Origin of the sequence: Proteiniborus sp. (genome assembly GCF_040308045.1) — a bacterium.
Lineage (GTDB): Bacteria > Bacillota > Clostridia > Tissierellales > Proteiniboraceae > Proteiniborus.
In genome coordinates, this window is the sequence record NZ_JAWRHZ010000055.1 from 50,660 (window position 1) to 65,544 (window position 14,885).

The window sequence follows — 14,885 nt, forward strand, 5'->3', positions numbered from 1 at the left end:
TATTATTAATTTATATTAATTGTCATTTGAATCCACGTCAGAGTCTGAGTCAGAATCAGAGTTAGGTTCTTGTTCAGAGTTATTGCTATTATCTTCATTATTGAACCAGTAATCAAACCAGTCAAACCATTCTTGGTCATTTACTTCACTTTGGGTATGAATATCGCATTCTTCAGAAGGTACAGTATATTGGTAATCAGCTGGTACTATTCCATTGTGCTCTTCTGGATTATATGCAGGCTCACGTTTAATAAATACTTTATTTTCAATTAACTCCGGAGGACAATAATCTGAGGATAGTTTGCCTGTACTTGTATCTATAGCAACCTCCACGTGAACATTACATTCTTCTGTAGGTTCTGTACCCTTTACAAACATCTCAGTTCTTACTGTACTTCCCCTTGGATCACGAGAGCATAATTCTGTTGCAAGTTTACCTGAAATTTTACAAATTTGTCTAGTCACTATATTATCAGGTTTAGTAAAGTTTTTAGGTTCATATCCCTCATGAATACTTGTCATAATATATGACCAAAATTCAGCAGCCATTGAACTACCTTTTGTCATTTTAATTTGTGGAGAATCGTTTCCTATCCAGACTCCAGCAACGTAATAAGGAGTATATCCTGCAAACCATACATCACCTTTATCCTGTGTAGTACCAGTTTTACCAGCTACAGGTATTTGCATTTTGTTTCTAAGCTTTGCTCTTCCAGCTATACCATTTGATACAGTAGTTCTTAATATATCAGACATAATATAAGAGACTTCAGGCGAAGTTACTTTGGTTTTATTTGGCTTATTTTCTAGAATGACATTATCATATCTATCTAATACTTTAGTATAAGCTATAGGATCTACAGCTACACCGTTATTAGCTATTGCACCAAAAGCAGAAGTTACTTCTAATGGTGTTAGTCCCTTAGTCATACCCCCTAAACCTAGTGCAGATAGATTTTCATCATTAGTAAACTTATTTTCTTGCCTTGTTATAAAACTGTCTTTACCATCTTCTTTAATTATTCCCATTTTTGCTAGGTATTCTTTTGATACATCAATGCCAATGTTACTTAACATTTTGACTGAGTTTACGTTTACTGACTGTTCTACAGATTCCCTTAATGACATTAGACCACGATAACCTGAGTACCAGTTCTTAGGCCATAGATTTCCGTTATGGTCATAGTGAGGTATATCATCAATTGTATCTGCTGCAGTAAATCCATTATCTAATGCAGGAAGATAAACTGCTAAAGGTTTTATTACAGAACCTGGTTGACGTTGTGAAAGTGCTCTGTTAAAAAGTCTACTTCCATCTATATCCCTTCCTCCTACTAATGCTTTTATCTCACCTGTATTGTAATCTATAACAACTGTTGCAGACTGTGGTTGAACGATTCCTACCTTATCGTTATTTTGGAAGTATTTTGGATTTATTAAAAGTGTGCCGTCAGTATTAACCCTGTAAAAATTCTTGTTATTATTTAGATAAGAACTCTTAATAATAAGCTCTTTTTTATCACTAACATCATAATTATCCATTGCAAGTGCTAAAGAACCTACAACATGCTTAACAAGATTTTTCTTATCATCTATTGTATAATAATCTTCAATATCAATTGTCTTCGGATAAATATTTAGTTTTTTGTTCTTAACAACTAGGTTTCCTTCATCTGTAAAGTTATAAGTTCCAGCTTCAATAATAAGGTTTCCATCTTCATCAATTAAATTAGATTGTTTATAAAGAACAACTTTCTTATCGTCACCGATAATATTCTGTCTTTTATCAACAGACCAGTCAACAAGAATAGGTCCTTTAATTTTATTTAAGTCTCCTGAAACAAGTATCTCTCCAAATTGTTCATAAGCTTTTTCAATCTTTTGCTGCATATTTAAATCCATAGTAGAGTAAATTTTTAAACCACCAGTATAAAGCTCTTTTTCAGCTTCATCTTTTGTATATCCGGCTTTTTCAATTAAGTCGTTTAATACTTGTGTTTTTACATAATCTGAAAAATAAGATGATATTCCCATTAGCTCTCTCTTGCCAGGTTTAATGGCGCCTTTAATATCTTCATTCTTTGCTTCTTCATATTCTGATTTATTAATATAACCTAACTCTAACATCTTACTTAAAATTGTTCTTTGTCTGTTAATAGGTTCACTATTAAACACTGCTGTATATCTAGTGCCTAAGATATCTACTTGTCCTACTACTTCATCATCACTATCAACATCATCTGGTAGATATAACTTGTAGGGAGGTAGACTATTAGGATTTTTAGTTATTCCAGCTATTAATGCACATTCAGCTAAAGTGAGCTCTCCTACATCTTTAGAAAAGTATGTTTGTGCAGCTTCTTGTACTCCATACGCTCCTTGGCCAAGATAAATTCTATTAAGATAAGCTTCCAGTATTTGGTCTTTTGTAAGCTGTTTCTCAATTTGAATTGCCAAATAAGCTTCTTTAATCTTTCGTTCCAGCTTCTTTTCGTTTGATAAATATAGATTTCTAGCTAACTGCTGAGTTATAGTGCTTGCACCTCTAGCAGCAGAACCTGCTTTAATATCATCTACTAAAGCGCTCACTATACCTCTAAAATCAACTCCTATATGATCACTAAATCTTTCATCCTCAATAGCAATGAAAGCATTTTGAAGATTCTCAGGTATCTTATCTAAAGTCACTGAAGTCCTATTTTGTTCTGTAAGTAATTTTTCAATTACATTACCTTTTTCATCAAGTATATAGGAGCTTTGATGTAGTAAATCGTCAATATTTGTTGGATCAATATCAGGAGCAGTTTTTACAACTGCTAGTACGTATCCCCCTACAATTCCAGCAGCTATGAAGCCAAACAATAAGAAAAATACTATAATAAGTCTAAAAACACTTAGTTTACTCTTTTTATTATTCTTCTTTTTCTTTCTATTATCTTTACTTGAATTTTCCTGTGTCATAACTAACCTCCTTAAGTATAGGTGAAGGAAACTAACATGAACCTATATCATAGAAATTATACCACAATATTAGTCTTTTGTTAATCAAAATAGTAAAAAAAAGAACATATGTTTTGGATAATAAGTGCTAATTGATATAAATAAAATATTAACTAAGCACATTGAATTGATAAATTTGACTAATACATTAGAAGTATACCATAATTTGGTGGCTTTCATTCATTATATGTACAAGGTATGTAAAAAAACGACTTATCAATAATTGATTTATTAATAAATAATTAGTATAAACATTTCAATATCAATACATATATTATAGGAGGGGTGTTTTTTTGAGAAGGAGAAGAAACAAAAAGAAAAAAGTATTTGCAATTGTAGTTATTATTTTGGTTTTATCTATATATGGTTTTGTATGGGTAGATAAAAATATTAAGCCTACTGTCCTTGCAATTTCAGAAGTTCAAGCAAGAAAAATTGCTACTCAAGCAATAAATGAAGCGGTTAAAAACAAGATTAAAGATGATATAAAATATAAAGATCTTATATTTGTTAATTTTGATAGAGAAGGTAAAGTTACCATGATGCAAGCAAATACAATTATGATGAACAGTATAGCTTCTGATGTAGCATTGGAGGTTCAAGAAAACATTAGAAATGTGGCGACAAAACAAGTAAAAATTCCTATAGGTAACGCTCTAAATTCCCAATTATTTAAAGGACCTAATATTAATATTACTATAGTACCTCAAGGGACAGTCACTGTTGATTTTACTACCGAGTTTATTGAATCTGGTATAAATCAAACTATACATAAGGTATATCTGGTTATAATTACAGATGTGAGGGTTATAGTACCCTTGGCTTCAGAAGTTATAAGAATTGTAACTAATATACCAGTTGCAGAAACTATTATAGTTGGAGAAGTACCAGAGAGTTATATTTTCATACCAGAAGAAGAAGTCCCAAATGTTGTGAAATAAAAAAGTAATAAATATTATAAAACTTGAATTATAATACTGTTATTATATATAATTGAAGTTAAAATATGAGTAAAAAATACTCTTACTGAGGTGAAGCAATGTACGATAATCAAAAAACTGACAAACAAGAAAAAGTACTTATTGTTGGAGTTGATTTAGATAGGAAAACTGATATTGACATTGACAGTTCTATGAATGAATTAAAGGAATTAGTTCATGCTGCTGGAGGAGTAGTAATAAGTCATATAGTTCAAAACAGAGATAGAATTGATTCTGCATATTTTATTGGAAAAGGAAAGGCTCAAGAAATCGCTTTGTGTTGTGACGAATTAGATATTGACACAGTAGTATTTAATAATGAGCTTACAGGAGCTCAAATCAGAAATCTAGAGGCAGTGTTGAATAGAAAGATAATAGACAGAACAAACCTTATATTAGACATATTTGCAAAAAGGGCAACCAGTAAAGAAGGACGGTTACAGGTTGAACTTGCGCAACTTAAGTATATGCTGCCTAGATTAATTGGCCTAGGAAATCAATTATCTAGAACTGGAGGAGGTATAGGGACCAGGGGACCTGGGGAACAAAAGCTTGAGACTGATAGAAGACATATTTTTCGACGCATAAGTGATATTGAGAAAGAGCTAAAAGAGCTAGAGAACGTAAGGATGATAAAAAGAAAAAAAAGGCAGAATTCAGAGATACCAATAGTTGCCTTAGTAGGCTATACTAATGCAGGAAAATCTACTTTGTTAAACAGCCTTATTAGGCTTGATGAAGAGTATAGTGAAGATAAAAAAGTATTAGCAAAAAACATGCTGTTTGCAACATTGGATACAACTCTTAGAAAAAGCGTACTTCCAAATGGTCAAAGTTTCCTAGTAACTGATACTGTTGGATTTGTTAGTCAACTGCCAACAAAACTAATTGAGGCTTTTAAAGGAACCCTTGAAGAAGTAAAGTATGCTGATTTACTATTACATGTTGTTGATATGACTAATCAAGATTTAAATATTCAAGTAAAGACTACGCTTAGCATACTAAAAGACTTAGATGTTCTAGATAAGCCGATGATTACTATTTTTAATAAGGCCGACGCTACAGAAAACGAAGTTATTATTGATGTTTTAGGACCAACTATTACTTTATCAGCTAAAACAGGATATAATATGGCTCTATTGCTTCAAATGATTCAAGATAATTTGCCTCAGAAGTTTTATGAGGTGGATTTATTAATACCTTATTCAGAAGGTAGTTTGTCAACTTATATATTCGATAAAACAAAGGTATTAAAGCACGAATATAAAGAAAGGGGAACACAAATTACTACTATATTAGATTCTATTGAGTATGAAAAGTTCAAAAGATTTGTTATAGAAGAAGATAATTAACTAGTTGATTATCTTCTTTGTACTAGCTACTATTTGTGCAATTTTATCATAGACTTTTGCTGCCCCATATGCTGCTATCGGTCTTCCAAAGGCTACAAAATGTAGCCTTCTGGAAGAAAAACCTCCAAATTTCATTAACCAGTTAACTGGTTCCATAGTGTTTAATAAGAGTAGATCGCTTAATTTACCTCCACCTAATTGATATGCGTCTTTAATTGCAGGTAATTTTAATCTAGGAACGAACTGCCTGCTTAGTGTAAATACATTGTTTCCATGTTCATCAATACCTTTCATTAATATTTTACCTTGCTCCTGCTTAGATAAAGTATCAAAGAAAGGGATATTTAGAATATCTTCTTTTGTTGGCTTTCTATCTACTGGGAGCAAACCTAAATGTATTGACGCTGCTAAAACAGAGGAATGAGCTCCTCCTACGCAATGATATATTACAATCATAAATTCACCTCAGCTGACTAGTCAAAAATTATTTTTCCCAAAGTAGTGTTATTTATGAATAAATGATTAAAATTTAGTTATATTAATATTAAGTAAATATGAAATTTTCTGAAAAGTATTGAAATTTTTTAGAACTTGTTGTATTATGAATATAATAAGAAGAAGGGAGGCGTTCGCCATGATTTTTAGAAGTTGTGCAGGCGGTGTGGTTTTTCATGACGATAAAGTTTTCATTATGCAAAACGATAAAAGTGAATGGGTTCTACCAAAAGGTAAAATTCGTGACGGTTTCTTAGCTTCAGAGACAGCAATCGAGCGTGTCAAAGAGGAAGCAGGGCTTGATGTGGAGATTATATCTACAGCCGGAGAAACCAGTTACGAATTTTATTCTTTTTCTAGGCAAAAACCGGTATGCAATGAAATAACATGGTTTATCATGGAGTCTAAAGACATGAATTTTTTCATAAATGAGGATTATGGTATATTAGATGCAGGATTCTATAGCATTGATGAAGCTATCGACATGATAACATACAGTCAAGACAAGTCTTTAGTTAGCCTTTCATATAGAAAGTTTTTAAAATTAAAGGAGAAGGAAGCAATTTTAGTATAAGGGTAGTTATCTACCCTTTATTTTTTTTATTTAAAAATGCTATAATCTAACTATGAAGTGGAGGTGGTGCATAATGCTTATAAAGTATAGAACAATACATAGTTTTGGTTCTGATGAGATAACTATAAATAAATCAAGATTTATCGGGTATGCAAAACCTATTTCAAGCGAAGATGAAGCAATAGGTTTTATACAGGAAATAAAAACAAAGCATAAAGATGCTACTCATAATGTTTATGCATATGTTTTTGGTGAACATAGTAATATTCAAAGATATAGTGATGATGGTGAACCAAGTGGAACCGCAGGAATTCCTGTATTAGAAGTTATTAAGAAAGAGGAATTAAGAAATATAGTTGTAGTAGTTACAAGATACTTTGGTGGTGTTAAGCTAGGTGCAGGCGGTTTAGTAAGAGCTTATACAAAGGGGGCTAAGATAGGTCTCGAGGCTGGACTCATAGTAGATAAAATATTGTTCAGAAAAATAAAAGTTAGGATCGATTATACTCTTTATGGAAAATTAGAAAATGAACTTTTGAGACTAAAATATATAATTACTGATGTAGTTTATGATGATGCAGTAAACATAGTTATATTATGTGAAACTAACAAATTTGATAATTTAATCAGTGTTATTACAGAACTTACAAGCTCAAGGATGACTTATATAGAACTTGATGAAGAATATTATTCTGTAAAAGATAATAACTTGATAATATAAAAATGAATTAAAGAGTTAATCTTTAAAACTACCTGGGTATATATTAGAAAAACAGGAGGAAAGTAAATGAAAAGCTGTAATGAACTAAAAAAAGAAATGCTAGACAAAAAGACCTGGGCGGTGGTAGGAGCTTCTGTAAATAAAGATAAATATGGATATAAGGTATGGAAAAAGTTAGAACAGCTTGAATATGAAACTTATCCTATAAATCCAAATTATAAAGAGATAGACGGGCAAAGATGCTATAAATCATTAAATGAACTTCCTAAAAAACCAGATGTAATAAACTTTATAATACCTCCTACAGCTATTTTGGATTTACTACCTATAGCCAAGGAAATGGGAGTACAATATCTTTGGTGTCAACCAGGTGCTGCCAATGAAGAAGTAGTTTTAAAAGCGAAAGAATTAGGATTTATTATCGCATATAATGTATGTGTTTTAGTAGAGTTAGGATAATTAAGGTCTCCTTATTATGGAGACTATTTTTTTGCTTTTCCAAAGATTTCATAAGTTCCCATAATAAAAAGAAATATTGAGAAAAACTTTCTTAAAAAAGATGGAGTCATTTTCATTGCAACAGATGAGCCAATAAAAGCTCCGATTACTCCAGTAACAATAATTGGCACTGCAGTTTTCAAGTCAATATTTTTTTCTTTTTTGTGTGTTAATAAGGCAACAGTGGCTATGGGTATAAACACAGTAAGATTAACTCCTTGCGCTTGATGCTGATTAAGATTAGAAAAAATTATTAATCCCGGGATTAAGATTGTTCCTCCACCTATACCCATTCCACTTATTACGCCTGATAGTAAACCAATAAAAAATAATTTCATATTAAAATCATCCTTATAGCTGTTATTATCATAAAAAGTCCAAATACTTTTCTTAGAATATTACTTGGTACTTTAGTTAGATTTTTTGCGCCAATATAGCTTCCTATGATTCCTCCAAGTGTTACTATTATTGCCACCTTTAAGTTTAATACTCCATGTCTAAAGTACAAAATAGTGCTTACAAAAGATAATGGGAATATAATACTAATAGCTGTTGCATGAGCTTTATGTTGACTCAAGCCAAGCATAAAAACTAGTGCAGGTACAGCAATTGTTCCTCCTCCTGAACCAAATAGACCATTTACTAATCCTATAATGAGACCAATTGATAGTATTTTAGCTTTATTTTTTTTGTTATTCATCTAATCACCTAGAATAAAAATTGATATTATACGTAATCTTAATATATAGATATTACTTTTTCCAAAAAGTTCGTACTTATTCACTTGACAGAGGTAAAAGATGATAATATACTTAAAAACATATAGGAATACTAGGAATTAGGAGGTTGCAATGAAAATTGTAAATTATATTACGGAATTAATTGGAGATACACCAATAGTAAGGCTAAATAGAGTAGTTGATCATAGCTGTGCAGAAGTACTAGTAAAGCTAGAGTATTTTAATCCAGGGAGTAGTGTGAAAGATAGGATAGCATTAAATATGATAGAAAAAGCTGAGAATGAAGGCAAATTAAATAAAGGCTCTGTTATAGTTGAACCAACAAGTGGAAATACGGGTATTGGTTTAGCTATGGTAGGTGCTGCTAAAGGTTATAGAGTTATGCTAGTAATGCCTGATACTATGAGTATAGAGAGAAGGAATTTGTTCAAAGCATATGGTGCTGAGCTTGTATTAACACCAGGAGTGAGAGGAATGAAGGGTGCAATAGAGAAAGCAGTAGAACTTGTTAATAGAAATGACAATTATTTTTTGCCTCAGCAGTTTGAAAATCCTCATAATCCTGCAAAACATATGGAAACAACAGCAATTGAAATTCTAAAGCAAGTAGAAGGAAATATAGATGCCTTTGTTGCAGGTGTAGGGACTGGAGGAACAATATCTGGTGCAGGCAAAGTATTAAAAGGCAAGTTTGGGAAAATTAAAATAGTTGCTGTTGAGCCTGACAGCTCACCAGTATTATCGGGTGGAACTCCTAGTTCCCATAAAATTCAAGGTATAGGTGCAGGCTTTATACCTGAGGTCCTCGACACAAGTATAATAGATGAGATAGAAAGAGTTAAAGATGAAGATGCAATTACAATGACTAGAAGGTTAGCAAGAGAAGAAGGCTTATTATTAGGAATATCTTCAGGTGCTGCTGTATTTGTCGCCGTAAAAAAAGCTAAAGAACTAGGAAAAGGTAAAAAAGTAGTAGTTATTGCTCCTGATAGTGGAGAGAGATATCTTAGTACAGGTATATTCGAATAGTATTTGCTTAGTTTGCTAAAATATGCTATATTGTTTTTGATAACAATCTGGAGGTAAACATATGAGCAATATACAAAACCTATGCAGTGAAATTGTTAATTGGTTAAGAGACACAGTAAAGGAATCAGGTTCAGGGGGTTTAGTTTTTGGACTTAGTGGTGGAATTGATTCAGCTGTTGTAGCAGCTTTAGCGAAAAAAGCATTCCCAGATGACGCTCTTGGAATTATTTTGCCATGTCATAGTAACCCCGAAGACGAGGAACATGCTAGACTGGTTGCTAAAGCATTAGATATTGAAACTAAAAAAGTAGATTTGACTAATGTATATGATTTATTTTTGAGTGAGTTAGATACTAGTACTCAGAATATTTTAGCTTTATCAAATATCAAACCAAGATTTAGAATGACTACTCTATATTACTATGCACAGGTAAAAAAATATTTAGTAGCCGGAACAAGCAATAAAAGTGAATTTACTGTTGGATACTTCACTAAGCATGGTGATAGTGGTGTAGATATATTACCAATAGTAGATCTTTTAAAAGAAGAAGTATTTGAACTAGCTAGGTATTTAAAAATTCCTGACTTAATAATCAACAAGACCCCAACTGCTGGACTATGGGAAGATCAGACTGATGAAAAAGAAATGGGCTTTAGCTATAAGGAATTAGATGGCTATATTAAAACTGGAGAAGCAGACCAAAACATAAAAGAAAAAATTGAAAAAATGTATAAGAGAAGTGAGCATAAAAGAAGGTTTCCGCTTATGTACATTAGATAAGAGTAAAGATTATAATCTTTACTCTATTTTTATGATAAAGGAAATTGATACACCAACATCTTTGTGTTAAAATATATTTGTTAATAATTAAGGAGGTTTGAAAAATGTCAGGACATTCTAAATGGTCAACAATAAAGCATAAAAAAGGAAAAGCAGATGCCCAGAGAGGAAAATTATTTACTAAACTTGCTAGATATATAACTGTAGCAGTTAAAGAAGGAGGACCTGACCCGGAGTATAATAATAATTTAAAAAATGCAATCGAAAAAGCCAAAGAGGAAAATATGCCTAATGATAATATCGAAAGAGCAATCAAAAAAGGCTCTGGCGATCTTGATGGTGCTAATTTTGAAGAGATTACTTATGAAGGATATGGACCAGGTGGTGTTGCTGTTTTTGTTGAATGTTTAACAGATAATAGAAATCGTACAGCTTCTGATGTAAGACATGCATTTGATAAATTTGGAGGTAATTTAGGCTCTACAGGTTGTGTTTCATGGATGTTTGATAGAAAAGGGCTTTTAATTGTAAACAGAGATAAAGAAGTGGATGAAGATGAGTTAATGCTTAAGGCTATAGATGCAGGAGCAGATGATTTTAGTGCAGAAGATGAATACTTTGAGATAATTACTGCTCCAGAAAGCTATGAACAGGTGAAGGAATCATTGAAAGAAGAAGGATATAATTTCTCAACTTCTGAAGTAACTTACCTTCCTCAAAATGAAACAAAACTTGAAGAAGAAAAAGACATAAAGAATATGGTAAAACTAATAGATGCACTTGAAGATAGTGACGATGTTCAAGAAGTATTCCATAATTGGGATATGCCAGAAGATTTGGATATATAAGTAGAAATGATTATAAAAAAAACACTCTCATATGTCGTTATATAATAATGAGAGTGTTTTTGTCTAGTAAAGAGCAAAATATGCTAGTTAAGTGTTATAACAGTCATCTTTATGGTAATAATTGCTAGTGGGAGGGATTGTCATATGGAAGCTTTGTCAGTTAAAACACCAGATATGTATAGAGGTTTAAGAGATAAGTTTCTGTTTGGTAACGATATTAATTCAATCTATATCCTTCTAGCTTTATATGATTTAGAAGAAAATATATCTAGTATATATCCAAAGTACATGAGTAAGAATGATATCAAAAAGAAAATTAAATATGTATTAATGAACAGGGACGACAATGAGATTATATCTAGAAGCTTGAGTGATATCATACATGAGGATATTAATAGACTAGAGCTCTGTTTTTATTTGGAGGGCTATAAGCACGGCTTTACTAATAAAAAATGGGCAAATATTCTTGAAAAAAAAGCTTTAGATTTTTATGGCTTAGAAGAATTATATCGAAGAACTCATCTTTTTCATTTTAATATCTCTGATAAGTTAATAAGTGATTTAAAAAGAAGATGCAAAAGAGAGATAGACAATAGAGAGAAAAGAGATAGATTTATCGAAACATTAGTATATACTTTTACTAACAAGGTTATTAAGAAAAAAATTGTTGAACTAGATAAGTACATAAATAAACAACTTAGAATGGACTTTGACTTTCATGATATAAGAATTGAGGAGGAGAAGCATTATTTACAAGACGAAGAAGTAGATAAAGTATATCTTTCTATAGTTAATTCATTAATTAAAAAAATGAAAATCATATACAAAGAAGCGTATTGGTATGCCTTAAATGATAAAGTTTTGGGAATGTATTACTAATAGAAAACTAAGGGAATATAACATTTTTAAATATTTGTTAATAAAGTAAAATGCAGGGTAATAATTATTTAGAAGATATAGAAGGATTTATGAGATAATTGTTGAATAACTATATTAAATTTTCTTAATATATGTTAAATAAGGGGGAGTTTTCATGTATGTTAAAAATCATGTTTTATCAAAAGATAAGCTTGTAATGCTTCAAGTAGAAGATAGTATAAGTGATGCTTTAGATAAAATTACTAAAGGGGATTTTTTATCTTTGCCAGTATTAAATGGGGATAAATTTGTAGGCATTTTAATGAAAGAAACTATTTTTAGGCGTTACTTTGAAGAGGGTTATACAGATAAAGAAAAATATCTAAAAGAAACTAAGGTTAAAGATTTGTGTAAAACTGATGTAAAAACAATTAATGATAATGTTTTTATTGAAAATGCTTCATATTTATTAAATGAATTTAGAACTCCTTTTCTTCCAGTACTAGATGATAAGGATAATTTTATTGGAATATTAACTCATAGTTCAATCTTTAATGCTTTTTCTGATATTTTTGGTTTTAATGAAGGTACTAGAATAACCATAAATGTATATGATATTCCAGGACAAATAGCGAAACTGACTGAGACTATACGGAAATCTAATGTAAATATTGCTAATTTTGCTGTTATGGATGCAAAGGTTATGGATGTATATAAAGTTGTTATAAGAGTAAATATGACTGATGTAGAAGAACTTATTGATAAAATTGAAAAAGCTGGTTTCAAAGTATCTGGAGTGAATAACTAACCTGCATATAATGCAGGTTAGTTATAACTAGTAGGAAAGTTCAATATTTGTCTTTTTTATTTTTTGAACTTTCCGTCAACGAGTTTCAAAAAAAGGCTACCTTATTACGCTTCGATGGAAGCCTTTTTTACTACACTATCTTCAGGAAAGTGTATATTTTTTTCCGTTTTGGGAAAAATATCTAATTAGATAGTGTAGGAGGGATATTATGAAAAGAATATCTATGGTTTCAATTATATTGCTTTTATTTGGAATTACTGCAGTTAGTATGTTTTCGGGGTACTATATAGGGTTAAAAAAAGCAAACGAAAAACCAAATCCACCAATAGAAAATACAAAAATCACCCCGACAAAATTAGGAGATACAGAAAAAGATAAATTAAGTACAGATGACCATGATGATTATGAAGCAAGTTTATTAAATGAAGAACAAATAGGACCAAATACTATTATAGAGTATATAACTTATTATACAGAATGTAATCATGAAACCGTGGTTACTTCTGAGCCAGAGAAACACATGGTAAATATGACAAAGGAAAGCTTCGAAGAATTTATAAAAAATAACCATCCAAAGTGGAAAGTAGAAGAATTTTCTCATGATAAAGTAGTGGTATTAATAGTAAAAAATCATTTGTGTCAAAATCATTATGTAATAGGAGAAAAGGATGGTAAAATAGCTGTTTTTAAAATAGATGTAAATGGAGAAAAGGTAATAGACCGAGTTTATAATGATGCCCCCATATCTTTACTAAAAGAAATAGATCAGGAAAAGTTAATAAAAGGTATTATCACAGATAGCAAAGAAGAACTTTCGGAAGTTCTTGAAAATTATATAAGTTGACAACAGAAAAAAGCATAACAATAAGTTGGGATTAAGATTTTCTTTGTCCTGACTTTATTTTTTTGCAAAGCATAGTGAAATGTAGACTAATTAATATGTCTTTTCTATACTGCACTTCGATAGATGACTCTTTAAAAAAGTTTTGATTGAAGCTTCTATTAAAAACATATATGATAAAATAAATATCTAAAGGATTTACGAGAATTATATCGAATTATGTTTATATAATGATTGGAGCTGATAAATGTGGTAATATTTGGGATAGATCCAGGAATAGCTATAGTAGGATATGGGGTTCTAGAATATAAAGGCAATAAATTTAGAGTGATTGATTATGGATCAGTACAAACTACAAATGGAAATAATTTTCCAACTAGATTGAAGATAGTATATGATGAGATTTCTTTGCTTTTAGATAAACATAAACCAGATGCTCTTGCAATAGAAGAACTTTTTTTTAATAAGAATGTAAAAACTGCTATAACAATTGGACAAGCGAGAGGAGCTCAAATCCTAGCTGCAGTGAATAAAGGCATTGAAGTATATGAATACACACCTCTCCAAGTAAAGCAGGGTGTAGTAGGATATGGTAGAGCAGACAAAAGACAGATTCAAGAAATGGTTAAAATACTACTAAATTTAGATAAGATACCAAAACCAGATGATGTTGCTGATGCTCTTGCAGTTGCTATTTGCCATGCGCATTCTGGTAATTTTAGAGACTTGTTTAAAATGAAATAGAGGTGATCTTTTTGTATCAATATATAATTGGTAATATTGAAGAGATAAGCGAAGATTATATAGTTGTAGAAAATAATGGAATTGGTTATATTGTATATACCTCAAAAAACACAATAATGGACATTGGACAAAATACTAAGAATAGAAAAATACTTACACATTTAATCGTAAGGGAAGATGTATTAAGTCTTTATGGATTTATAACTAGTGAGGAGCTAAAAATGTTTAAGCAGTTAATTACCGTAACTAAAATAGGACCTAAGGTTGCTATTGGGTTGCTATCTACTTTGAATCCTTCAAACATTAAAATCTCAATATTAAGCAGTGATGTTGGTGCACTTTCTAGGGCACCAGGAATAGGTAAAAAAACTGCTGAAAGAATTATACTTGAACTAAAGGATAAAATTGATGATAATATTACCTATGAAGAAGGGGTTGATGTTTCTGTGGCTGTGGATGAAACTGAAGAGGTTATTGTAGCTTTAACTACTCTTGGATATACAAGGAATGAAATATTCAAGGTATTGTCTTCAATAGATACTCAGGGGAAAAGAACAGAAGAAATAATCAAGCTTGCTTTAAGGAAACTATCAAAATAAAGAAAGGATTTTGATAT

17 protein-coding genes are annotated in these 14,885 nt (G+C 31.0%); 13 read left to right on the forward strand and 4 right to left on the reverse strand.

Annotated features, from left to right (window positions below; all coding sequences use genetic code 11):
• Positions 1–15 precede the first annotated feature (15 nt).
• A complete protein-coding gene (locus ABV008_RS11100; RefSeq protein ID WP_352419886.1) occupies positions 16–2,961 on the reverse strand; it encodes a penicillin-binding protein 1A in 2,946 nt (981 codons plus the stop codon).
• Between the two features lie 332 nt (positions 2,962–3,293).
• Here ABV008_RS11100 and yunB point away from each other — a divergent pair, with 332 nt between their 5' ends.
• Positions 3,294–3,941 carry a sporulation protein YunB gene (gene yunB, locus ABV008_RS11105; protein WP_352419887.1) on the forward strand — a complete coding sequence of 216 codons (648 nt, stop codon included), beginning with the start codon at positions 3,294–3,296 and terminating at the stop codon, positions 3,939–3,941.
• Positions 3,942–4,039: 98 nt separating this feature from the next.
• Positions 4,040–5,332, forward strand: coding sequence for a GTPase HflX (gene hflX, locus ABV008_RS11110; protein WP_352419888.1), 1,293 nt, complete (start codon positions 4,040–4,042; stop codon positions 5,330–5,332).
• Here hflX and ABV008_RS11115 read toward each other — a convergent pair whose 3' ends face one another.
• Positions 5,333–5,788, reverse strand: a complete 456-nt coding sequence (locus ABV008_RS11115) for a DUF3189 family protein (RefSeq protein ID WP_352419889.1) — start codon at positions 5,786–5,788, stop codon at positions 5,333–5,335. It abuts the gene before it with no gap.
• A gap of 178 nt (positions 5,789–5,966) precedes the next feature.
• Between ABV008_RS11115 and ABV008_RS11120 the strand changes: the two genes are divergently transcribed.
• From ABV008_RS11120 to ABV008_RS11130, 3 genes are all read left to right on the forward strand, one after another.
• Positions 5,967–6,401 (forward strand): NUDIX hydrolase, encoded by a 435-nt coding sequence (locus ABV008_RS11120; protein WP_352419890.1) that lies wholly within the window; start codon positions 5,967–5,969, stop codon positions 6,399–6,401.
• Between the two features lie 73 nt (positions 6,402–6,474).
• Entirely contained in the window at positions 6,475–7,122 is a 648-nt protein-coding gene (locus ABV008_RS11125) for a YigZ family protein (protein ID WP_352419891.1), read from the forward strand.
• A 66-nt stretch (positions 7,123–7,188) separates the two neighbouring features.
• Positions 7,189–7,581 (forward strand): CoA-binding protein, encoded by a 393-nt coding sequence (locus tag ABV008_RS11130; protein ID WP_352419892.1) that lies wholly within the window; start codon positions 7,189–7,191, stop codon positions 7,579–7,581.
• Positions 7,582–7,604: 23 nt separating this feature from the next.
• On the opposite strand, the gene ABV008_RS11135 is transcribed toward ABV008_RS11130, so the two are convergent.
• Both ABV008_RS11135 and ABV008_RS11140 read right to left on the reverse strand, forming a co-directional pair.
• The gene (locus ABV008_RS11135; protein ID WP_352419893.1) at positions 7,605–7,958 is read right to left on the reverse strand and encodes a sulfite exporter TauE/SafE family protein; all 354 of its coding nucleotides are present in this window, start codon (positions 7,956–7,958) and stop codon (positions 7,605–7,607) included.
• Positions 7,955–8,320, reverse strand: a complete 366-nt coding sequence (locus ABV008_RS11140; RefSeq protein ID WP_352419894.1) for a sulfite exporter TauE/SafE family protein — start codon at positions 8,318–8,320, stop codon at positions 7,955–7,957. Before ABV008_RS11140 ends, ABV008_RS11135 begins: the two co-directional genes overlap by 4 nt.
• Before the next feature lie 151 nt (positions 8,321–8,471).
• Here ABV008_RS11140 and cysK point away from each other — a divergent pair, with 151 nt between their 5' ends.
• The 8 genes from cysK to ruvA all read left to right on the forward strand — a co-directional run bounded on the left by cysK (position 8,472) and on the right by ruvA (position 14,868).
• Positions 8,472–9,389, forward strand: coding sequence for a cysteine synthase A (gene cysK / locus ABV008_RS11145; protein WP_352419895.1), 918 nt, complete (start codon positions 8,472–8,474; stop codon positions 9,387–9,389).
• 61 nt (positions 9,390–9,450) lie between these two features.
• Positions 9,451–10,170 (forward strand): NAD(+) synthase, encoded by a 720-nt coding sequence (nadE, locus tag ABV008_RS11150; protein ID WP_352419896.1) that lies wholly within the window; start codon positions 9,451–9,453, stop codon positions 10,168–10,170.
• 104 nt (positions 10,171–10,274) lie between these two features.
• Positions 10,275–11,018 (forward strand): YebC/PmpR family DNA-binding transcriptional regulator, encoded by a 744-nt coding sequence (locus tag ABV008_RS11155; RefSeq protein ID WP_352419897.1) that lies wholly within the window; start codon positions 10,275–10,277, stop codon positions 11,016–11,018.
• A gap of 144 nt (positions 11,019–11,162) precedes the next feature.
• A complete protein-coding gene (locus ABV008_RS11160) occupies positions 11,163–11,897 on the forward strand; it encodes a hypothetical protein (RefSeq protein ID WP_352419898.1) in 735 nt (244 codons plus the stop codon).
• A 154-nt stretch (positions 11,898–12,051) separates the two neighbouring features.
• Positions 12,052–12,684, forward strand: a complete 633-nt coding sequence (locus ABV008_RS11165; RefSeq protein ID WP_352419899.1) for a CBS domain-containing protein — start codon at positions 12,052–12,054, stop codon at positions 12,682–12,684.
• A 208-nt stretch (positions 12,685–12,892) separates the two neighbouring features.
• Entirely contained in the window at positions 12,893–13,528 is a 636-nt protein-coding gene (locus tag ABV008_RS11170; RefSeq protein ID WP_352419900.1) for a BofC C-terminal domain-containing protein, read from the forward strand.
• 246 nt (positions 13,529–13,774) lie between these two features.
• The gene (gene ruvC, locus ABV008_RS11175) at positions 13,775–14,269 is read left to right on the forward strand and encodes a crossover junction endodeoxyribonuclease RuvC (RefSeq protein WP_352419901.1); all 495 of its coding nucleotides are present in this window, start codon (positions 13,775–13,777) and stop codon (positions 14,267–14,269) included.
• Between the two features lie 11 nt (positions 14,270–14,280).
• Positions 14,281–14,868: a Holliday junction branch migration protein RuvA gene (ruvA, locus tag ABV008_RS11180; RefSeq protein WP_352419902.1), complete on the forward strand. Its 588-nt coding sequence runs from the start codon at positions 14,281–14,283 to the stop codon at positions 14,866–14,868.
• Positions 14,869–14,885 lie beyond the last annotated feature (17 nt).

Bases quoted from the DNA above. Each gene is read 5' to 3' on its own strand.
- ABV008_RS11100 (WP_352419886.1), bottom strand. From the start codon at position 2,961: ATGACACAGGAAAATTCAAGTAAAGATAATAGAAAGAAAAAGAAGAAT.
- hflX (WP_352419888.1), top strand. From the start codon at position 4,040: ATGTACGATAATCAAAAAACTGACAAACAAGAAAAAGTACTTATTGTT.
- ABV008_RS11115 (WP_352419889.1), bottom strand. From the start codon at position 5,788: ATGATTGTAATATATCATTGCGTAGGAGGAGCTCATTCCTCTGTTTTA.
- ABV008_RS11120 (WP_352419890.1), top strand. From the start codon at position 5,967: ATGATTTTTAGAAGTTGTGCAGGCGGTGTGGTTTTTCATGACGATAAA.
- ABV008_RS11125 (WP_352419891.1), top strand. From the start codon at position 6,475: ATGCTTATAAAGTATAGAACAATACATAGTTTTGGTTCTGATGAGATA.
- ABV008_RS11130 (WP_352419892.1), top strand. From the start codon at position 7,189: ATGAAAAGCTGTAATGAACTAAAAAAAGAAATGCTAGACAAAAAGACC.
- ABV008_RS11135 (WP_352419893.1), bottom strand. From the start codon at position 7,958: ATGAAATTATTTTTTATTGGTTTACTATCAGGCGTAATAAGTGGAATG.
- ABV008_RS11140 (WP_352419894.1), bottom strand. From the start codon at position 8,320: ATGAATAACAAAAAAAATAAAGCTAAAATACTATCAATTGGTCTCATT.
- cysK (WP_352419895.1), top strand. From the start codon at position 8,472: ATGAAAATTGTAAATTATATTACGGAATTAATTGGAGATACACCAATA.
- nadE (WP_352419896.1), top strand. From the start codon at position 9,451: ATGAGCAATATACAAAACCTATGCAGTGAAATTGTTAATTGGTTAAGA.
- ABV008_RS11155 (WP_352419897.1), top strand. From the start codon at position 10,275: ATGTCAGGACATTCTAAATGGTCAACAATAAAGCATAAAAAAGGAAAA.
- ABV008_RS11160 (WP_352419898.1), top strand. From the start codon at position 11,163: ATGGAAGCTTTGTCAGTTAAAACACCAGATATGTATAGAGGTTTAAGA.
- ABV008_RS11165 (WP_352419899.1), top strand. From the start codon at position 12,052: ATGTATGTTAAAAATCATGTTTTATCAAAAGATAAGCTTGTAATGCTT.
- ABV008_RS11170 (WP_352419900.1), top strand. From the start codon at position 12,893: ATGAAAAGAATATCTATGGTTTCAATTATATTGCTTTTATTTGGAATT.